Origin of the sequence: Bradyrhizobium sp. Ec3.3, assembly GCF_000472925.1 — a bacterium.
In the GTDB taxonomy this organism is placed as follows: Bacteria; Pseudomonadota; Alphaproteobacteria; order Rhizobiales; family Xanthobacteraceae; genus Bradyrhizobium.
Genome location: NZ_AXAS01000053.1, coordinates 39,318 through 59,851, shown reverse-complemented (window position 1 = coordinate 59,851; position 20,534 = coordinate 39,318). Strand labels below are relative to the sequence as shown.

Annotated in this window: 18 protein-coding genes; 3 read left to right on the top strand and 15 right to left on the bottom strand. The window is 61.2% G+C overall.

All coding sequences use genetic code 11. The features are described 5' to 3' along the window. Window positions 1-493: 493 nt before the first annotated feature. From YUU_RS0135515 to YUU_RS0135480, 7 genes are all read right to left on the bottom strand, one after another. Window positions 494-781, bottom strand: coding sequence for a hypothetical protein (locus tag YUU_RS0135515; RefSeq protein ID WP_027526620.1), 288 nt, complete (start codon window positions 779-781; stop codon window positions 494-496). Further along, window positions 782-907: a hypothetical protein gene (locus YUU_RS62455; protein ID WP_256375321.1), complete on the bottom strand. Its 126-nt coding sequence runs from the start codon at window positions 905-907 to the stop codon at window positions 782-784. It abuts the gene before it with no gap. A gap of 556 nt (window positions 908-1,463) precedes the next feature. Continuing rightward, window positions 1,464-2,216 carry a DUF5131 family protein gene (locus YUU_RS0135500; RefSeq protein ID WP_027526619.1) on the bottom strand — a complete coding sequence of 251 codons (753 nt, stop codon included), beginning with the start codon at window positions 2,214-2,216 and terminating at the stop codon, window positions 1,464-1,466. Next, the gene (locus tag YUU_RS59195; RefSeq protein WP_156944684.1) at window positions 2,209-2,418 is read right to left on the bottom strand and encodes a hypothetical protein; all 210 of its coding nucleotides are present in this window, start codon (window positions 2,416-2,418) and stop codon (window positions 2,209-2,211) included. The genes YUU_RS0135500 and YUU_RS59195 overlap by 8 nt, the downstream gene beginning before the upstream one ends. Window positions 2,419-2,554: 136 nt before the next feature. Next, window positions 2,555-3,052 carry a three-Cys-motif partner protein TcmP gene (tcmP, locus tag YUU_RS0135490; RefSeq protein WP_027526618.1) on the bottom strand — a complete coding sequence of 166 codons (498 nt, stop codon included), beginning with the start codon at window positions 3,050-3,052 and terminating at the stop codon, window positions 2,555-2,557. Window positions 3,053-3,421: 369 nt separating this feature from the next. Beyond that, a complete protein-coding gene (locus YUU_RS0135485; RefSeq protein ID WP_027526617.1) occupies window positions 3,422-4,777 on the bottom strand; it encodes an ATP-binding protein in 1,356 nt (451 codons plus the stop codon). 1 nt (window position 4,778) lies between these two features. Then, complete coding sequence (locus tag YUU_RS0135480) at window positions 4,779-5,453, bottom strand: response regulator transcription factor (protein WP_027526616.1); 675 nt, start codon at window positions 5,451-5,453, stop codon at window positions 4,779-4,781. A gap of 363 nt (window positions 5,454-5,816) precedes the next feature. Between YUU_RS0135480 and YUU_RS0135470 the strand changes: the two genes are divergently transcribed. After that, window positions 5,817-7,064 (top strand): acyltransferase family protein, encoded by a 1,248-nt coding sequence (locus YUU_RS0135470; RefSeq protein ID WP_027526615.1) that lies wholly within the window; start codon window positions 5,817-5,819, stop codon window positions 7,062-7,064. Window positions 7,065-7,339: 275 nt separating this feature from the next. On the opposite strand, the gene YUU_RS52690 is transcribed toward YUU_RS0135470, so the two are convergent. After that, on the bottom strand, window positions 7,340-7,933 hold the full coding sequence (locus tag YUU_RS52690; RefSeq protein WP_027526614.1) for a DUF6647 family protein: 594 nt from the start codon (window positions 7,931-7,933) through the stop codon (window positions 7,340-7,342). Between the two features lie 1,122 nt (window positions 7,934-9,055). On the opposite strand from YUU_RS52690, the gene YUU_RS0135450 reads away from it, so the two are divergent. After that, window positions 9,056-9,391, top strand: coding sequence for a GYD domain-containing protein (locus YUU_RS0135450; protein WP_027526612.1), 336 nt, complete (start codon window positions 9,056-9,058; stop codon window positions 9,389-9,391). A 279-nt stretch (window positions 9,392-9,670) separates the two neighbouring features. Next, on the top strand, window positions 9,671-10,153 hold the full coding sequence (locus YUU_RS0135440) for a GNAT family N-acetyltransferase (protein WP_245288186.1): 483 nt from the start codon (window positions 9,671-9,673) through the stop codon (window positions 10,151-10,153). Between the two features lie 115 nt (window positions 10,154-10,268). On the opposite strand, the gene YUU_RS52685 is transcribed toward YUU_RS0135440, so the two are convergent. From YUU_RS52685 to YUU_RS0135400, 7 genes are all read right to left on the bottom strand, one after another. After that, complete coding sequence (locus tag YUU_RS52685; RefSeq protein WP_063621780.1) at window positions 10,269-13,643, bottom strand: AAA family ATPase; 3,375 nt, start codon at window positions 13,641-13,643, stop codon at window positions 10,269-10,271. 513 nt (window positions 13,644-14,156) lie between these two features. Next, entirely contained in the window at window positions 14,157-15,008 is an 852-nt protein-coding gene (locus YUU_RS0135425; protein ID WP_198031878.1) for a TorF family putative porin, read from the bottom strand. A 99-nt stretch (window positions 15,009-15,107) separates the two neighbouring features. Next, window positions 15,108-15,764 carry a VIT1/CCC1 transporter family protein gene (locus tag YUU_RS0135420; RefSeq protein ID WP_027526608.1) on the bottom strand — a complete coding sequence of 219 codons (657 nt, stop codon included), beginning with the start codon at window positions 15,762-15,764 and terminating at the stop codon, window positions 15,108-15,110. A gap of 482 nt (window positions 15,765-16,246) precedes the next feature. Then, window positions 16,247-17,335: a TRAP transporter substrate-binding protein gene (locus YUU_RS0135415; protein ID WP_027526607.1), complete on the bottom strand. Its 1,089-nt coding sequence runs from the start codon at window positions 17,333-17,335 to the stop codon at window positions 16,247-16,249. A gap of 175 nt (window positions 17,336-17,510) precedes the next feature. After that, window positions 17,511-18,599 carry a TRAP transporter substrate-binding protein gene (locus tag YUU_RS0135410; protein WP_027526606.1) on the bottom strand — a complete coding sequence of 363 codons (1,089 nt, stop codon included), beginning with the start codon at window positions 18,597-18,599 and terminating at the stop codon, window positions 17,511-17,513. Window positions 18,600-18,791: 192 nt separating this feature from the next. Continuing rightward, a complete protein-coding gene (locus YUU_RS0135405; RefSeq protein WP_027526605.1) occupies window positions 18,792-19,922 on the bottom strand; it encodes an Mrp/NBP35 family ATP-binding protein in 1,131 nt (376 codons plus the stop codon). A 142-nt stretch (window positions 19,923-20,064) separates the two neighbouring features. Next, complete coding sequence (locus tag YUU_RS0135400; protein WP_027526604.1) at window positions 20,065-20,499, bottom strand: VOC family protein; 435 nt, start codon at window positions 20,497-20,499, stop codon at window positions 20,065-20,067. Window positions 20,500-20,534: the final 35 nt, after the last annotated feature.

The window sequence follows — 20,534 nt, the reverse complement described above, 5'->3', positions numbered from 1 at the left end:
TTTTCGACGTAACCAGCTTGCGTCAGGCCTTGACGAAATGCGTCCTCAAAATGCGTATTTTCCCCACGCTTGGCGAGAAGCACAACACCGATGACGGGTATGGGCTGCTGCTGCGCGGGCGCAGNCAATGGCCAAGCGACGACGNCACCNCCAACTGCNGCTATCAACTCTCGCCGTCCGATTGTGGCTGGCATCTGCCTCTCCCCGGAGAGCCGCCTACCGATGGCAATGATACCACGCCGCGAGCCTACCGTCTTCGTGCGCAGGCTAAGCTTGATGCAGTGGTTCAGGGCGGAGCAAATTTCTCCTCGGGTCATTCACGACCGACTGAGCCCAGGGGCAAGTCGGAGTTATCGTCCGCTATGCCGCCGGAAGCGGAAGTGAGGTATCCTGCCGCGACGCAACGCGAGCGAACACGATTACTGAGGCCGTCACCAATGATCGCGCGCCCGTCGCCTTTTGCCCGCGATCCGGAAAGGTCAGCGCGTCGGCACTAGCGATCCGCCTCGATTGCAGCCGGGCCTACATCGGCAAGCTCGAAGCGGAAGGCGTGATCCAGCGGCAAGGTGACGGCTTCCCGCTTGATCAGAGCCGCGTTGCCTACCTTCGATACTTGCGGCGCGAGAGGCGACAATCGCCGCGCAGTGAGGCGGACGCAGATCACGTCAGGGCAAAGACCGAGATGCTGCAACTGCGGCTGATGGAGAAGCGGCGCGAACTGGTGCGCCGGGACGATGTCGATGCCCTGATCGATGAACTCGCTGGCATTACGCTGACGCATCTATCCGGCATGGCGGCCCGATGCTCGCGCGACATGCAGGTTCGGCGCAGTATCGACGCGGTCGTGGATCAGGTCCGGCGCGAGATGGCGGCAGCCGCTCTTGCCAAGGCGGACGAGTGGAACCATCGCTCGCTGAGCAGGACTGACGCTCCGGCATCGTTCTTGCTGCGGGTTGCCTCAGATCATATCGCGCTTAACTATTGTACCATCTCGCACACAAAGGCGGTGCGCGATGTGGCGCATGTCGAACACGGGGGCGCTGATCTTCGTCGCGGTGATCGTCGTCATGGTCGCGCTGGCGGTTTGGTGGCTGGCGCTGTAGCCGAACTCACTGGCCTTTGCGGTGCTGTCACGAAGCCAAGGGCCACGCCGGTTCTTCATGAGCTGGAGGCGCGGGTTTTAGGAGCGGTCGGTGGACGCTCAAACGCCCAGAAAACCAAGAGGGCGACATAGAGACCGATACGACAGAGCCAAAGAAAAGTCACAGCGATCAATTCGAAAACAGCGTCTGGCAAAAAAGAAAAGAGAGCGACAAAAATCCACGTGCCGGTAGCTAAAATACCAAAACTACATTCCCGCCGAACCAAGCTATCGGAAGGCACCCTATGAGTTTGGCGACAACAATCGTTTTCTGGCGCATCGACTTCCTTTGCGAAGCCCTTTGCTGGCGGACCGCCGGTGATCAGGACATCGTGGCGGCGCGCGGCATCTCATCGAACGTGCGCCCGCGATAGTGCCTGCCGGTGCTCTTTTTGCGAACGCCGCCCCACTGCTTGAAGAAGAAGGCCGTCCGCGCCTTGCGACATGCGGTTTCAATCTCCGCTACCCACCGTTCCTCCATCGGTCGCGCGCGCGGGCCGCTCTCGCCGCCGACGATCGCCCAATGGATACCTCTAAGATCGGCGCCGGCCACCGACCCGAGTAGTGGCTCGAACGAAACGAACCTGACGACGGCATCGACCTTGCGCAGCTCATCAATGCGCCCGAGATAGTCGGCACTTTCGACGCTCGTCCCGAGCCAGACGTTCGGAAGCAGAGGCAATGAGGCGGTGATGTCCGCCATCCGATCCGGCCGCTTCGTCAGAATTTGATAGGTGTGCTGCGGCGTTGCCTGCATCGCGCCCCAGACGGCGGCGACAAATTCGGCCGGCACGGCGTCGTGAAAAAGGTCCGACATCGAGTTCACAAAAATCCGGCGAGGCTTTTTCCAACCTGCCGGGATGCTGAGCGCTTCCCGATCGAGCCTGACCTTGCCGGTCCACACCGCGCGCTTGCCGCTCTTGCGGGTGAGCCCGCGATACTTCTTCATGCCCATCGCATCGAGACGGGCCGCCATGCGCATCGCGTAGCAATTCGTGCAGCCGGGAGAGATCACTGTGCAGCCCGCAACCGGGTTCCACGTTGCGTCCGTCCATTCGATCGAGGTGTCAGCCATTGAAAAGCGATCCTTGCTTCGTCAGGTTCTGCACGCTGTTCCACAGCTTCACGCCAAGCGGATTTGAGCTTGCGAAGACAAGCCAGTAGAGGCGCTGACCTTTTCCGCCGACGATCAGGGGAATGCCTGTCGCAGGTTGCGTTCCGAGCGAACGGACAAGGCCCAACCAATACTCGACTATAGCAGCGCGCAGGGGTGCCATCGCTTGTCGCACGTTGACGACATCCCTCCAGCCCGGCGCAAAGCTGTCGAAGTCCCACCCTCACGAGTGTATTCGTCCAAATTACGTTGCAGGTCCTGAAGGCTGACATGGATTATCAGGTCCATCCGTCGCACCCTCAACAGGCGTTCGATAATCGAGAACGGCAACTGCGCCAGATTGAAGGGTCCAAGAAGGCGAGATGAAGACCGGCAGGATTGATGGCTCGAATGACCTGATCAACCACGATGTCGGCTGGGCCCACATAGCTTGTCGTAGTAGCGGCACCGCCAAGCGCCTTGATGCGCTGCCCCAGCGCCGATGAGTTCTCCGGCTTCAGATCGGACAGGTGCATATCGGAGAACGGATGGGCGGTCGCCTTCGACGCCTTGAAAGCGACCACGGCACTGCCGTCGATGATGTTCGTCGTATGCTTGATGACCGAACGGCCTGCACCCGAATAAAGTTCGATGTAACTCGCGCTCGCCCTGCCGATCGGCGGCAAGAATTTCGCGCGCGCATTGTGCGAAGCGTCGATATATTTCCGCAGGCGGTCATGCTTCTCAGCGGCCCATCGGCCAACCTGCCCGACGATAAGCACGTCGTCGGGATCGTGTGTGATTGTCTGTTTGGCCATTCCAGCAGCCCCCCGACGAAGCACTACCACACTGCCAAAGGTTGAGGGTTAACGCGAGGGCACTTTCTCGAAGATTGAACCCGTCGCACGCTGCCCTATCCTCCCGTCATGGTCCAACGGCGGCGCCCATCCGGCTTCATTGAACCGTGCCTGCCGTCGAAGGTGGCCCGGCCGCCGTCCGGGGCTGACTGGCTTCACGAGATCAAGCACGACGGCTACCGGCTGATGGTGCGCCGGGATGGCCCGAAGGTCCGCTGCTTCACCCGCAACGGGTATAACTGGGCCGGCCGCTTCCCGGCCATCGTTGATGCCGCTCCGCATCAAGGCCGATGCGATCCACCCTCTCCCACAAGGAGAGAGGGTGCAGCGTCAATGCCGCGCCGATTTCTTGTCAGCGTCTCCCGCTCCGTCCGCCAGCTTGAAGCACAGCGTGAACTGGGCGCCGCCGCCGGGGAGATTTTCGACGGTGATGCTCGCCGCGTGATCCTCCGCGACGCCGCGCACGATCGACAGCCCAAGGCCCGCGCCGTCGCTGCGCTGGCGGTCGGCGCGCCAGAACCGCTGGAAGATCAGCTCGCGCTCGGCCTCCGCGATGCCGGGGCCGCAATCGCGCACCCGCACCACACCGTCGCCGCTGACCTCGACATCGACAGCGGTATGCTTCGCGGTGAACTTGATGGCGTTCTCCGCAAGATTAAAGATCGCCCGTTGCAGCATCTCGGAATTGCCGTGGATCAGGACCGGTGCGTCGGTGCCCCTCAGCGCGATGTCCTTGTTCTGGGCCAGCGCAAGCGGCGCGATCGAGCCGATCACCTCGGCGCAGACGGCACGCAGGTCCGCGGTCTCGCCGGGATCGAGCACCAGCGTATCGAGCTCGGCGATCTCCAGCAGCTGCGCGACGATCCGGCTCATGCCCTCGATGTCGGCGTGCAGCGCCTTTCTGGCCGCGCCATCGCCCAATGTCTCGATCCGGGTGCGCAGGATCGCGAGCGGCGTGCGCAGCTGATGCGCGGCGTCCGCGGTAAACTGCCGTTGCACGCGAAAACCGTCCTCGAGCCGGTCGAGCGCCTGGTTGACGGCGGTGACCAGCGGCAGGATCTCGCGCGGGATCTGCTCGGTCGGAAGGCGGATATCGGTGCGCGCCGGACCGATATTGCTCGCCTCCTCCGAAGCCTTCAGCAGCGGCGAGATGGCGCGGCGGAAAATGATGATGTCGGTGGCGAGCAGGACCAGGAGGATCGGAATCGTGATCCAGCCGACGCGCCGGAAGAAATTGGCGACGATGTCGTCGATGATGACGTCGCGGTGCGCGAGATCCTCGGCGACCTGGATGCGCACGGTCCTGTCGTCGATGGTGCGCGTGACGCCCGCGCCGGAAATGGTCTCCGAGGCTGCCGCGCCGGTCTTCTTGTGCGAGGAGAACAGCACCCTGCCGTCGGCATCGCTGATGTCATATTGGTAGCGGCCATAAGCCTCCGAATAGAGGCCCCGGAGGCTGTCAGGCAGGTTGAACGTGATCCTGCCATCCGGCTGCACGGCGATGCGCTCGGCGAGAACCTCGGCCTGCGCCCGCATGGCCGCGCGATGTAACTCGCCGATCTCCGAGTTCAACAGCCAGAACAGGACCAGCGGCAGGAAGATCGCCACCACGGCGATCGCGACGATATGCAGGAAGACGATGCGCCAGATCAGCGATTTGAACGTCGGTGACCTCAGGCGCGGCACGCTATTTCTCCTCGGCCATCAGATAGCCGACACCGCGGATGGTGTGGATCACGACCCTGGCGCCGTGCTCGGCGAGCTGCTTGCGCAGCCGCGAGACGTAGACTTCCACGGCGTTGGACGCGACCTCGCCCTCGAGCCCGAAAATGTGGTCCTCGACATTCTTCTTCGGCACCACCCGTCCCTGCCGCCGCAGCAGGATCTCCAGCACCGACGTCTCGCGCGCAGAAATGATCCGCGGCTTGTCGTCGACGAAGATCTGCCGGCTCTCGGTGTCATAGACGAGGTTGGCAAGCCGCAGCGAGCGGCCGAGCAACTGGCCGGGACGGCGCAGGATCGCCTCCAGCCGCGCCACCAGCTCCTCCAGCGCGAACGGCTTTGCGAGATAATCGTCGGCGCCGCTGCGCAGGCCGTTGACCCGGTCCTGCAAGCCCCCCCGCGCGGTCAACACCAGCACGGGCAACGGGTCCATGTGGCGGCGCAGCTCGCGCAGCACGGCCAGACCGTCCCCGTCGGGCAGGCCGAGATCGAGGATCATCGCGGCATAGCTGACGTTGCGCACCGCCTCGCGCGCCTCGGCCGCGCTGCTGACGATGTCGCTCTCATAGCCCGCCACCGTCAGGCCGTTCGCAACCAGCCGCGACAGCTCGACATTGTCCTCGACGATCAGAAGACGCATTGTAGTCCCGCCGGAAACCCGCGGCTCGTACCGCTTCGCAGATTTCTTCCACTATCCGCCGGGTTTCGGCCAGCAAAAAGGCGAGCGCCATCCGCCTTTTCGTCTCCTGTAAGCTTCACGTAAGCTTTGCGAATGAGCGTCCGTCGCTTGAGCAGAAATCGCTCACGCCTGCTGGTGCCCCGACGGCGTTCCGCAATATCATCTTCGCCAGACGATCAACGCGGGGACGCCGACCGTGATCGCAAAATCGGCCAGCGGCGTCGAGAAATCGGCTAGCCGATTTCCGGATCGGGCAAGAGGGCCCTGGCAAGATCGGGCAGATTGTCAGGCAGAAGGCCCTCTCCAGCGAGCACGAGCCCGTCCATGTCTCGCTTGACCACCGCCCCCTCCGCGTTTGAACGGCTGCACGCCCTCGATGCGGTGAGGGGGTTTGCCCCGCTGCTCGGCATTGCCCTGCACGCGACATTGTCATTTGTCCCTGCCCCGACCGGGTTCTGGTTCATCCAGGACACCCATCAAAGCGCGGCCCTGGGCCTGTTGTTCTTCGCCATCCACGTCTTCCGGATGACGACCTTCTTCCTGATGGCGGGCTTCTTCGCCCGCATGAGCTTTCATCGCCGGGGAGCCTGGGGCTTTGTAAGGGACAGGTTGCAGAGGATCGGGCTACCGCTCGTGATCGGCTGGCCGATCGTGTTTACGCCTATGGCGATGGTCGTGATCTGGGCATCCAGCTTTCCGAATGGCGGTCCGGTCCACGGCGCGCGTGGCTGGCCGCCGGTGCTGCCGAATTTCCCCCCCGCCCATCTCTGGTTTCTCTATGTGTTGCTGGAGCTCTATGTCGCCATGCTTTTGCTGCGCGGCGTCATCGTCCGGCTCGATGCGTCCGGCGCTCTGCGAACGGCCCTCGACCGGCTCTTCGCATGGACCATACGAAATCCGCTGGCTCACCTGGTTCTGGCGATCCCAATCGGCATCGACCTCAGCCTCGACCAGAAATGGATCAGCGTGATGGGGATCAGGACGCCAGATCAATCGCTCATCACCAACCTGCCGTCTTGGATCGGTTTCGGCACCGCATTCCGCATCGGCTGGCTGTTGCATCGGCAGCGCGACCTGCTGCGGATTCTGGAGCGACGCTGGCTGTCGCACCTAGTGCTGGCGCTCGGCCTGATCCTGATCTGTTTCGTCCTCGCCGGCGTGGTGACGTCCGCGCCGGGTGCGCCAAAGCTGCCGATCCGCTCCGACACGCTCAGGCTTGTCTCCGCCGTTCTCTATGCACCGGCAATATGGACCTCAACGTTCGCGGTCATCGGACTCGCGCTCCGCTTCATGTCCACGTTCAGTCCGACGCGCCGCTATCTCGCAGACGCATCCTACTGGCTCTATCTGATCCAAATGCCGATCGTGATGGCGTTGCAGGTCGCGGTGTCGCAACTCGACTGGCCCTGGCCAATCAAGTTCGCGACCATTCTCGGCGTCGCGCTTCCCCTGATGCTGGCGAGCTATCGCCTGCTGGTGCGCTTCACCATGATCGGCGTGGTGCTCAATGGCCGCCGCGCGCCACGCGAAGCGGCCCCCGCCGCCGCGGTCACCGGCTCCGCCGCGTCATGATGCCAGGCGCGTATTTGATCACCGCATTGGGCAGAGACTTCACGGCACAAGCGCGGCAGGCATGGGGCCCGTTGGCAGCGGGACAAAATGATGCTGCTGCCCCCGTGCCATCGCCCAGAGCGCCAAGACAATTGCAAGGGCAGCCAGGCATCTGACCATCACGCGCACTGCGTTCGTGTACGGACGAGACTTCAAATCGGTACCTATCTGGAGACGATGCCTTCAACAGGGAGACGCAGTCTCGCTCTGAGAATACAATGTTGGCACGATCATGGTCAGTACATACATGCAGAGGAAATCAGCACCGTGAACATGTCGACGTCAAATTCACTCTCCAGGCTCGTTCCGAACCGCCGCAGCCATTTGTCTTGAGCCATGTAGGCCAACTTCTCTCGCGCCATCGGGCATTCAAACTTCAACTTCGCAAGATTTTGAAGGTGATGGACCATCTCGTGAACCAGGACCGACTGGTCCGCTGGTGATTTTCCAATCCAGTCGTCCGGTAGGAAGATGGTTTTCGAATTGTTGTCATAAAGCGCGACAACCGTGCGCAGCGCTAATCGATCGATGCCCTCATCCCGCGCGAGACCCTGCCAATGCGCACGATCCGAAGCGCGCATAGTCGCAAGTCTTGCTTTCGAGGTAAATTCGATGGCTGGGCGATCCTTGATCGCGGGCAGATCGAAATTCGATGAGAGCCAACCCGCAACTTCATCCAACAGGTCTTCCGCGACTCGGGTTGCATCGAGTCGGGGCTGACCCGACCCGGCGGCGACGCCAGGCTCCAGATCATCGCGACAATCGGCTTTGGATGAGCCAAGTAACGCTAGAGCAGAAATGGCTACGGCCAAAAGGAATTGCTTGAACATGAGAACCTCCAAAGAGGTTGCTTATTCAATCCTGGAATGGAGATTGTTCAAAAAAGTCCCGGCAACTATCGAAAACGTAGCATGTCATTTCTGGCGCTGCTGTGAACCCGTTCACAGTCCAACTATTGCACGCCGCGATATAGGAACGCCTGTTGCAGCACCCAGAAGGAGACGTGGCAGATACGGCAGCTGTTCGCGCAAATCCTAAGCGTAAGCTGGTGGGCCGCCTTCATCGTGCTCGAATCACGGTCGTAAGTCATCTTGGTTTCGATCCTCGAAGCGAGGACAGCAATGGAGTCTGCAAAACCCCGCAAATGGGCCGACGAGGAGACCAAGCTGCTGATAGAACTCGCACACCGGAAGGAAAGTGTGCGAACGATAGCAAGGGAGCTTGGACGTCACATCGCCTCCGTCAAACGTCGGGCCCGCGAATTGGGCGTGCTTCTGCCGCAAGGCGAGGTCCGCTCGGGGTCACAAGTGGTGGTCGAGGGCAGCCCGAGCCAAGTGCGATCTACCCGTGACGGCGGGCAAGCGTGATTTTTCGAGTTTCTTCAGCTCTGGGTCGGCGATTAGCGGAATCCTGCGCATCACCCGCACCGCGACGCCCCTGCTCTCCCGAGCGAATTTTACCGCCAATGTGAGTACGTTTCGGCTGCAGCAGGGCCAACAGGCCACATTCAGCAAATCGCCTGTATCTCCTGATTGCCGGCACCGAAAATCCCGTCCCGCAACTGAGCGATCTCGCCGGCACTATGATGCCGCTGTGCCACTGGCCCGTGGCGTTGATGTGGATCAATGCGCTTGGAAATGACTAGTCGCGCAGGCTTTGGCCTACAATGCGAGGTCACGAAAGCCGACGCCACACTCTGACCACGCTACATCGCTCTTCGACAGTGGCAGTCACGAACGGCATGTAGTCCACTTCCGTGCGCTCAGTGTGTGATGTATCTTGCCAGGAGAGCCGCTACCGCGATGTGCCGAAATCTCGGTGGTGATTGGCGGCGTTTATGCCTACGGCGGGCATTGCACTTGCGACAGTTTCATTCGGACGTGGACGACCGTGACGACTCACTCGGAACGGGACGATAATTATTGCCACATTCTTTTTAGGGAGGACATTCCATGCATTTCTGTCTGACAGGACAATATACGCCACGTGCTCTCAATGCCATTTTGGAAAACCCGACGACTGATCGCCAGGAAGCGGCGAGAAAGCTTATCGAAGCGGCCGGCGGAAAGCTGGTGTCAATGTATAGCTCTGCATCGGACGGCCCGGGCGTTCTGGTGATCTTCGACGTGCCTGATCCGAGTGCGGCTCCAGCCATTTCCGGCCTGACCGTCACGGCCGGCACTCTTCAGAATGTGAAATTGACACGCCTGTTCACGCAGGACGAGATCAAGCAGGTTCGGCAGAACGCGGCCAAGTTGCGCTCCTCGTATAGCGCACCGGGCAGCTAAATATCCGAAACGCTGGAATGCGAACGCACGTCACGAGTGAAGTCGTCCGCCGGCTCGGCTAACTCCGAGCCGGTCTTTTGCTTATTCCGCCGAAAACCAGGCGCTGCCGCATCTCGCCGCGCTTGGCCCACAGCGCGCCCTCGCCCGTGACGGGCGACAATCTGTCATTCAGCGGCGCGCCTCCATTCACCTCGACACGAAGCAGAACCCGGTGCAAAAGGCGGATGATCACCGCTCGGAAATGAGCGGACGTTCAGCAACCACAGGGATCGATGGACCATGGGCCAGACTGCTCCGACGGCTTTCAGGGAGATTGCCGAAACAGATTTCGATGACATGGCCGATGTGCTGATCGAGATGCAAGCTCATTATCGCGCCCGCTGTCCCACACGGGACTCGATCATCGACGGGTTGAAGTCGAGGCCCGCGGGATCGCGCGTTCTGCTTGCTTGCGAGAACGATGGGATCGCTGGTTTCGCATGCTTTAGCGCCATCTATCCTGGGCCCGGTTTGACGTCGGGCTTTTTCTTGAAGGAGCTCTACGTTCGTCACGATCGACGCAGGAGTGGATTAGGGAAAAGGCTTATGGCGCAACTGGCCGCACTGGCTCGGCACGAAGGCCACGATCGCATCGATTGGACTGTCGATGCAGATGATCCAGGGCTCCAAGAGTTCTACGAGATGCTCGGCGGGCGGGCGCTGCCCGAAAAACGGTTCTTCCGCATGGCCGGCGCAAAGCTGACAGAGCTGGCCGAGAAGTAACACATTCGGCTTACAGTCTCCTCGCCAGCCGCCAAGACGGCGACCCGACTTCTCGAGATCGAGCCTGATTTCCGGATATCGACTTTGATGGCGCGTGGTCAACGGAGCCGAATGATCATCGAGGGGCTGCGCAAGGCGGGACTTCCGGAGTGAACCCCTCAGCCGCTGCGTGTTCGGCAAGCAGGGCCTTCGTGCGCCGCAGATCCGGTATGATGGTCTTCCCGTCAAAGCTGGTGTTGAGCGGAGCCAACAAGGCGCGCACTTCCGGGATCTTGCCCTGCGCACACCATAGCCCGGCAAGGGCATTCGAGGCGCGCAATTGCCAAAGCCACGCTCCCTGCCGCGCGGCAACAGCTATCGCCTTTTCGTAGCAGATTTCTGCCGCTGCCGGAGAGCCGCATCCACCGACCAGCAAGTCCCCCTTTAGCCGATGAAGCTCGGCCTCGTACCAGCGCCCGGTCGTTCCAGCTACGGTCAGCAACGTCTGATCAACGAGCTTCATGGCATCGGCGACCTGTTCTGATTTCGCGAGGGCCTGGGCCAGGAGATAGCGGGCGAACTGCACCCAGATCAGCGCACCAGTCGCTTCCAGCGCCCTTACGCTCTTGCGAAGCTCGGGAAGGCCCTCTTCCGCGTTCCCGAGATGACAACTTGCCCAACCTCGCAGCATCCGGCCACCAGCCAGCCAAAGCGGAAAGGCATATTCGGAGGCCAGCTCCACCGTTCGTTCGGCGATCGGATAACCTGCCGCGGGGTCGCCACACAGCACGTGGGCTCCCGCCAGAAACGCGAGCGCATTACAGAGGCTATGCGGATGCCGCTGCTTTTCGGCGATGCGTACCGCGTTTTGGCCAAATGCCAGCCCGCGATCGATGTCCCCGAGCAGCGTAGATGCAAGCGTCAAATAGGTTTGCGAGACAATCGGGGTAAGCGGTGCGTGGTGCGTTTCATCGTACAATCTGAGCGAGTCGCTCAGATGGTCCCGCGCGGAGGCCAGTTCGCCGATCAGAAACAGCGCCTGGCCGAGAGCACGATGACCGATCAGCTTGGGCATCGGATTGTCCTGCTGCTGGGCTCTCGCCAACAACTCTTCTGCCAATGTCCGAGACTGCTCGAAGTCGCCTCGCGTGACATGGAAGGCAATTATCCCGTTGAGCACCGCAAATCTCTGATCAGAACTCTTGGCGGTGCTGCACAGGTCAAGCGCCCGTTTATAGGCTTCAACGGTCTCTGTCGCGGCAAACCCCTTTGACGCCGCAAAGGCATTCCCCAGCGACAGCTGCAACTGCAACTCGAGATTATCGCGCTCCATGTCCGATGGAAACTCGGCCAGTCGCTTGAGAGCCAATTGAAGGTGAGTACAGGCTTCGACAAAGGCAGATCGTGCACTGGCTTGCCGAGCAGCCCTTATCCAATAATCAATCGCCAGTTTGGCTCTGCCAGCTTCGGCATAGTGCTGTGCAACGATTTCAGGAGCCGTATGAGCATCCTTCGGGAAGTCTCGGCACAAAATGTCGGCGATCCTTCCGTGAAGCTTTCGGCGCTGGTCGTTGAGTATGCTCGCATAGGCTTCGTCTCGAAGGAGTGCGTGCTTGAAGGAGAAGCTCTGATCGCTCAGGTGACCGGTTCGGAACACCAGACCTGATGCCAGCAAGCGATCGACGGCTGCCTGAACATCGCTTTCCGAGAACGGGGCCGTCGCCTTCAACAGCTCAAGGGAAAAGTCGCGACCGATCACGGACGCGATCTGAGCGACAGTTTTCGCTGGCGCGAGCAAGTCCAAGCGAGCCATTAGCGAATCATGCAATGTTTCTGGCACCAGCAGCGTAGAGTGTGCGCCAGAGCGATCTTCGCGCGATCCAACGCCTCCGCTTTCGAGGACTGCCTTCGTGATTTCCTCGACAAAGAGTGGCACGCCATCCGTCTTGGCCAGAATTTGATCGATTGCAGTCCGCGGCAAGTCCCTGCCCTTGGTCAGGGACTGGAGCATCGAAGACACCTGCTGCCGATCTAATCGATTGACCGTCAACGAGGTCACGTGCTGTTGTTCGGCCCAAGGCAGAGTAAGATCCGGACGATGCAGCAGCACAACCAACATCCGCCAGTTCTTTACGTTGTCGCGGATGCGCTGAAGTAGCTCCAGGGAGGTCGGATCCGCCCAATGTATGTCTTCGAATACGAGGACAACCGGTTGCTGCTCGGCACCGGCCCGCAGCAAAGCGAGGAGAGCACTGAAGGTTTGGCCCTTTAGCTGCTCGGGCGTGAGCTCTCGTTGGGGGGCGCGATCTCCGATTGAAATCGACAGCAACGCGGCCAACGGCGGAACGATTGATCTGGCTTGTTCGGTCGTCCGGCGTACCAGGTCCTCCAACTTGTTCAATCGAACCGCAGGCGAGGTATCGCGCGTTATATCCGCGGCATGCTCCAAGTAATGAATGACTGGATGCAGCGCGCTGCTCGTATGATACGACGAGCACTGAAATTGCAGGAAACCGTATCTCTCTTCGGCCAGTCGGTGTCGCAGGGCCAGGATGAGTCGAGACTTGCCTATTCCAGGCTCGCCAGAGATCAGGACCATCTGGCCCTTGCCCTGCTTCGCCTTGCTGTACTGTTTGTGCAACAGGCGCACCTCATCCTGCCGACCGATCAGGGGCGTCAGGTGCGAAGAGGTGCGCGCCTCAAAGCGGCTCGATAGCGACCCCGGCGCGACGACTCGCCACACACGAACCGGCCGCTCAACTCCCTTTAAATCGCGATCACCAAGGTCGGCAAATTCAAACAGCCCGCCAAGCAGGAGCCGAGTGCGTGGAGCGATCAATATCTGGCTGGGCTCGGCCAAGGCCTGCAAGCGCGACGCCAGGTTTGGTGCATCGCCGACGAGCGCGAACTCGCGCGAAGGCCCCTCTCCGATCAGATCACCGACAACCACCAGGCCACTTGCAATACCGATCCGGACCTCGAGCTTTCCGGCGATCGGTATGGCTACGGCTGGAACTGATTCAACTATCTCCAAAGCCGCCTTCACCGCACGTTCGGCATCATCCTCATGGGCCGATGGAAAGCCGAAATAGGCGAGAACTCCATCTCCCATAAGACGCGCTATGTGCCCGTCATAGCGACGAATGGCGTCACCACAACAGCGCTGGAAGTCAAAAAGGATCTTACGCATCTCCTCGGGATCGAGCTGCGAAGACAAGAAAGTCGAACCTACGAGGTCACAAAAGAGCACAGTGAGGTGGCGCCTCTCAGCACTCTGGGCTGTCGCCGGCGTCGACCGGGCATCAGTCGACCGGTTGGACACTTGCAACGAGTCGCAACGAGCCCGTACCGCCTTAACCAGTTTTTTCCGGTGCCCCAGAGAAACGCCGAGTTTTTCCAACTCGCTCTCGGTCAGATCCGGCAGGATTTCCCAATCAATGTCATTCCTGGCAAATAACTCGGAATATTGAGCCAGTCCAATCTCTTCCAGCCAGTGCTGTAGATCGGTCATCTTGGCATACAACCCGAACGCTTCAGGCGGCCGCGCCAAGATCCGCCGACCGGGCACGGCGAGACTGCGCGATTATCCTGCGCATGGATGTTCCCGTAGGCAAGCTAAAACTTCTGTTGCGATCGCAGGTACCGACGTACAGATCGCTCAAGGTCTTCTCGACTAGGATATCACTGGTATGTCGAACCAATTCGGTGAGACACTCCTAACCCATTGTGTCTCGCTCAAATCCATCGCCTACGTTGCCGCAGCGTCGGCTGCAGATGACATTACCCCTCTCGTTCCGAACCTTCTCAGAGAGCAAATTGATGCGATCAACGACGCACGGCAAATCGTGCCTGGGTGCGCCGTCCAGCAGGCAGATCTGCGCATCAACAACGACCGTCCGCCGTGGCTCGAAGAGCGAAGGCGGAAGCGAAAGCCATCGCGCGGTCAGACCCAGACGACGCTGGTTGTCACGCCGCTCGCTCCCCCGGGAGGGATGAATGGATTTCGCCCTACCCGTCCTACAGTTTAAAAAGCGAACCAGGCTTTGGCGACGATCGTCGCACCACACCAGTTCGAGACCAGGCCAGCGGGGTTGGTAATGGGATCAACGCGGCCACCCGCCCGCGCATTTGGATCGCCAGTAAAGACGAAGCAGTTTTCTTTCGACAGATTGGTGTCGTAGTAGCGCAGATCGAAGTTGACGGCCTTGTAGGTAAAGGTCACGCCCGCTTGCCAGTTGAGATAGGCAGGTAACGGGAAGCTGCCGAGTTGCGGAGCCTGATTGCCGAACCAGGAATAGCCGACAGCCGTCGTGAACGACACGCCCAGGTTCTTCGGAAGCTGGCGGGTTGGCACATCATAACCCAGCCCGGCTGCCACATATTGACTCCAGGCACCGGTGTTCGAGACGTTCGGAGAATAGGCGTAACCGGCGGCGATGCGAAAGGACTCGCCGATGCTTCTGTCGCCGCGAACCGCCGCTTCCCAATAATTGATGCCGTTCGTCACGCCGGGAAACTTTTCTCCGGGATAGGCGAAATAGGTCGCGCCGAGATCGAAATTGATATCTGCGATCTTCGGGCGGATACCGCCTGCCACCGTAAACTCTCCGACTGGTTCGGTGGGCAGCCTGACGGTGGCCATCGTGGCGCCGGCGTATAGAGAGCCAAACCTTGCCTCAAAGGCGGCTCCGGCCGCGGGCTCGCGACCGGACAGCGTCGTCCCGCGATAGACATAGTCGGATGCAACCCCCGCGCGGGCGCTGAATTCGAGCTCATTGACAGACGTTGCGTGACTCGTTTCGGCTGCGGACCAGCCGCGATTGCCAAGGCCGATCGCGCCGCTAGCGCTGGTCTCGGCGGTCTCGGCGCGCGCCACGTTGCCGGCCACCGGTGCCAGCCACAATCCAACGAACGCTGCAATCGAGACGCCGCCCAACTGCCAATCCGTTGCTGCGCCTCTTCGCCGCACCGTTGCCTATCCTCCGAGAGCTACCGCCACACTGACCAGTACACCACCCATGGCCACCATCGAAAGGCCGGCCGCCCAAGGCCGAAGTCCGCTACGATATCCGAACGCGTAACCACAACAAAACAGCATCACGATGGCAACGGCGTAGGAAACCCGCAGCGCCATTTTGGCGTCGCTCAGGAATATGAAAGGGATTACGATCGGAAAGGTGGAAGCGAAGCTCAGCAAGCAAAGAGCAAGTGCTCCGATCCAATCGTGTTTCGTCAACCTCGGACGTTCGGGCGGCTCGGGCAGCTGCCGCAACTGTTGCGGTGTCAGTTCCAGTTGCTCCAGAGGCAGGACCGACACCAATTCCGGTGGCAACGCGTCGGTGATGACGCGCCGCGCCGTTTCGGGATCCGGCGACTGCCGTAATGCGCGCATTGTCAGGATATTGATTCCCCGATCGTTGATGCGGGCCAACAGATAAAGACCTCCGTCAACGATGCCCCAAGCCAGGTTGCATCCGAGAGCGCCGACCAGCATCGTTTGACTCCTGATATCGTCCGCGGTCGCGACACCGAGGCTGCAGACGAAGGTGAGCACCATGATGAGACCGAACAAAGCCTCGGAGATCCGTTCCATCGGATCCAGCACGCGGCCAAAACGAATATCTGCTGACATCAGGGTCGACCTCACTGACTAGAGTAAGCAGACCTTTCTCGACATGATCGCAAAGCGAAGTATCGCGTGCACGATCGAAGCTCGTACGATCTGTAAGGCGAAGCGAAACTCATCGCGCGGTCGGACCCGGACGACGCTGGTCGTTGCGCGCTTGCTCACCCTGGGAGGGATGATGGGTTTCGCTTCGCTTGACCCATCCTGCAGTTCTGTTGCGCAACTGCCGGCGCGACGCTCGTCGATTTCGGATTATTCGATAATAATCTTTTGCCACTGGTTTGCCCGACGTGTCAAATGATTTCGCAAAATTCAGACGGGCACCATGCCGCAATCCTCTACTTTGCATGGGGTTGTTTTCGGGATTATTGATGGACGTCCGCTACGCGCGTCAGGCTGGTCTCTCCCAATGCAAAAACCCGGCCTCGCCATGCGAGACCGGGTTTTCGCTGTTTGATGGATGATCGCGCCTCAACGCGCGAGCGTGATCAGCCCTGCGCGTGACGCGCCATGAAGATGTCGTAGCCAACCTCGGCGACCTGGAACCAGGCATAGCCGTCGTTCGAGAACTTGGTCAGGGACTCGTAGACCTTCTTGAAGTTGGGGTTGGTCGCGCTGACCTCGGCGTGCAGCTCCTTCGCGGCCTTGAAGCAGGCGTCCATGATCGGCGGCGGGAAGGCGTGCAGCTTGGTGTTGTTGGCAAGCAGCTTGCGCAGCGCCATCGGATTGGCCTGGTCGTAGCGCGCCATCATGTAGTTGTTGGCGTAGTGGCCGGCCTGCTCCAGAACGCTCTGATAGTACTTCGGCAGCGCATTCCATTTGTCGAGGTTGACGAAGGCGAGCAGCATCGGGCCGCCTTCCCACCAGCCGGGATAGTAGTAGTGCGGCGCGATCTTGTAGAAGCCGAGCTTCTCGTCGTCGTAGGGACCGACCCATTCGGCGGCGTCGATGGTGCCCTTCTCCAGCGCCGGATAGATGTCGCCGCCGGCAAGCTGCTGCGGCACCACGCCGAGCTTCTGCAGCGCGCGGCCGGCAAAGCCGCCGATGCGGAATTTCATGCCCTTGAGGTCGTCGGGCGTGTTGACCTCTTTCCTGAACCAGCCGCCCATCTGGCAGCCGGTATTCCCCGCCAGCAGCGAGATCACGTTGTAGCTCTTGTAGAAGTCGTTCAGCACTTCACGGCCGCCACCCAGCATGTACCAGGCCTGGTTGATACGCATGTTGGGACCGAACGGCACCGACGAGCCGAAGGTGAAGGTCGGGTCCTTGCCGAAGTAATAGTAGGACGCGGTGTGGCCAATCTCGCAGGTCGCGTTCTGAACGGCGTCGAGCACCTGCAGGCCCGGCACGATCTCGCCGGCCGCGAAGATCTGGATCTGGAATTTGTTGTCGGTCGCCTCCGCGACCATCTTGCACATCATCTCGGCGCCGCCGTAGAGCGTATCGAGCGATTTCGGCCAGCTCGTCGGCATGCGCCATTTGATCTCCGGCATCGATTGCGCGATGGCGGGAGCGGCAAGCGTGGCGGCGCCGGCGGCGCCAAGTCCGGTGACCTTGATGAAGTCTCGTCTTTTCATGATTTCCTACCCTGACGGTTGTGACTGTGCGCGCCTTCTTGACGAGGCTTTCCGGCAAGCATGGAACAACCCGTTACCGATTTCCATACGCAAAAGCCCGGCCTCGCGAACGAGGCCGGGCTTCCCGACTAAGACTTAGGACTTAGGACTGGGCCCCGGGGGGGCCCTGCCCTGATCAGCCGCGGGTGCGCGAGCGGATCATGAAGCTGTCGTAGGTGTATTCGGCGACCTGCCACCACAGATATTCATCCGAGCGGTAGGCCTGCATGGCGTCGATCGACTTCTTGAAGTCGGGGTTCTTGGCCGAGATCTCGGCCCACAGCTCGTTGGTGGCCTTGAGGCAGGCCTCGAGCACCTCGTTGGTGAAGGGACGAAGCTGGGTGCCGCCGGCGACCAGGCGCTTCAACGCGGCCGGGTTCTGCATGTCGTAACGCGCAGCCATCCAGCTGTTGGCGTTCGCGGTCGCGTTGGTCAGGATCGCCTGGTAGCTCTTCGGCAGCGCATTCCACTTGTCCAGATTGGCGAAGGCATGAACCATCGGCCCGCCCTCCCAGAAGCCCGGATAGTAGTAGTACTTGGCGACCTTGGCGAAGCCGAGCTTCTCGTCGTCATAGGGGCCGACCCACTCGGCCGCGTCGATGGTGCCCTTCTCCAGCGCCGGATAGATGTCGCCGCCGGCGAGCTGCTGCGGCACCACGCCGACCTTCTGGAGCACCTGGCCGGCGATGCCGCCGATGCGGAATTTCAGGCCCGAGAGATCGGCGACCGTCTTGATCTCCTTGCGGAACCAGCCGCCCATCTGGGTGCCGGTGTTGCCGCAGGGGAAGCCGATCACGTTCGACTTCTTGAAGAACTCGTTGCCGAGCTCGGCGCCGCCGCCCTGGTACCACCAGGAGTTCTGCTGGCGCGCGTTCAGGCCGAACGGCACCGAGGCGTAGATCGCAAACGTCGGGTCCTTGCCGACGTAGTAGTAGGACACGGTGTGGCTCATCTCGACCGTGCCGTTGGAGGTCGCATCCAGCGCCTGCAGGCCCGGGACGACTTCGCCGGCCGCGAACACCTGGATCTGGAACTTGTTGTCGGTCATCTCGGCGACGTACTTCGCCACCTGCTCGGCGCCGCCATAGATGGTATCGAGCGATTTCGGAAAGCTCGACGTCAGGCGCCACTTCACCTCGGGCGAGGACTGCGCAATCGCCGGCGAGGCCACCGCAGTTGCCGCTGCCCCTGCTGCCGACACTTTCAAGAAATCACGACGCTTCATCTTCAGGTCTCTCCTTGCTGGGGCGTTTTCCCCGACGTCTCTTCTGCCGCCGCTAGTCTCGGCGATGCGTGATGGCCGCGTCGAACCGAAGGCGCTTGACTGCCGGGGCCTTTAGCACGGAAGCCCAGCTTTCGGAACGCGACAATGGCATGACGGAACTGTACGAAAGTCGCATGCCTTCCGCGGGAGGCTTCAGCCCGTGGAAATTACGGACTTGAGCTGGTCCCGGATCTGGCCCGCGATGGCGCGATAGATCGCCGCATGGGGCCCATTCGGCTCGCTGTCGACCACCGGTTTTCCGGCATCCGAGGTCTCGCGAATCGCCATGTGCAGCGGGATTTCGCCCAGGAACGGGACGGCGAGCTTCTCGGCCTCGTGTCGCGCTCCGCCATGGCCGAAAATGTCCGATTTCGTGCCGCACTGCGGGCATTGGAAATAGCTCATGTTCTCGACGATGCCGAGCACGGGGACGTTCACCTTCTTGAACATGGCAAGGCCCCGCCGCGCGTCGATCAGCGATAGGTCCTGCGGGGTCGACACGATGACGGCACCCTTCAGGGGCACGTTCTGCGCGAGCGTGAGCTGCGCATCGCCGGTGCCCGGCGGCATGTCGACGACCAGGACGTCGAGCTTGCCCCACTCGACGTCGCGCAGCATCTGCGTCACCGCCGACATCACCATCGGCCCGCGCCAGATCATTGCGGTCTCTTCCTCGACCAGGAATCCGATCGACATGATCGACAGACCAAAACGCTTCAGCGGAATCATCTTCCGCTCCGCGTTCAGCTCGGGCTTGTCGCGCAGGCCCGTCAGCCGGGGCACCGAGGGACCGTAGATATCGGCATCGAGCAGCCCGACCTTCAGGCCGAGATCGCGCAGGCCCAGCGCGAGGTTGAGCGCGGTGGTCGATTTGCCGACCCCGCCCTTGCCCGAGGCAACCGCGATGACGGCGGCGACACCGGGAATCTCGGACTGCCGCGACATCGGCGAGGTGCCGCCCTGCGGCGGCCGATGGGCATGGGCCTGCTGTACCCCCGGCGCGCCGCGGCTCGGCGGCGGTGGTGGTGCGCTGCCCGGCTTGCGCTCGGCGGTCAGCGCCACCATGGCGGTGGTGACGCCGGGAATGGCACGCACGGCCGCCTCGGCCTCGGCCCGGACCTGCTCCCAGGCCCGCGCCTCCGCGGCATCGACATTGATCGAAAAGAACACCTTGCCGTCACTGGCACTGATCGCGCTCAGCACATTGGCATTGGTGAGCGCGACCCCGCGCGGCGACTTGATCCGGCTGAGGCTGTCGAGAACCTGCTGCTGCGTCACGCTCAAAGCGCATCTCCTGAACGGAGCATGATCTGGAAAAGCGTGCAGCGGTTTCCGGTAAGATCATGCTCAACTATAAGACCCTAACGCGCGATCCTGATCGCGCCTCAGGGCGATGCGACCCATTAGAGCGGAAACGCCCAAAAGGCTACTGCCTGCCGATATCGCCGGCCGTCTCGACCGGGGCCGCTGCCCCCTGCTCCCTGGCCGCCTCGTTCAGCTCGATCATGACCCCGTTGGGGTCGTGCACGAAGATCTGCCAGAGGTCGCCGCCGGGCACCTGCCGGGAGTCGAATTTCATGCCCTTGCCGCTCAGCCGCTGCCTCATGCCGTCGAAACCGCGACTGACGAAGGCAACGTGATGGACAACGCCTGAATCGGGCTTTTGAGCCTCGTCCGTCACGGAAATATCGACGAGATGCACCACCGGCTTGCCCTCGCTGTACATCCAGGCACCCGGGAAAGCGAAATTGGGCCGCGGACCGTTCTCAAGGCCCAGCACGTCCTCATAGAAGCGGACGGTCTCGGCCAGTTTCCGGGTCCGGATGTTGAAATGATCGAGCACCCCGACGCTCACGGCCATGCCTTGCACTCCCTTTTTCTTTCTTGCGTCCTTGT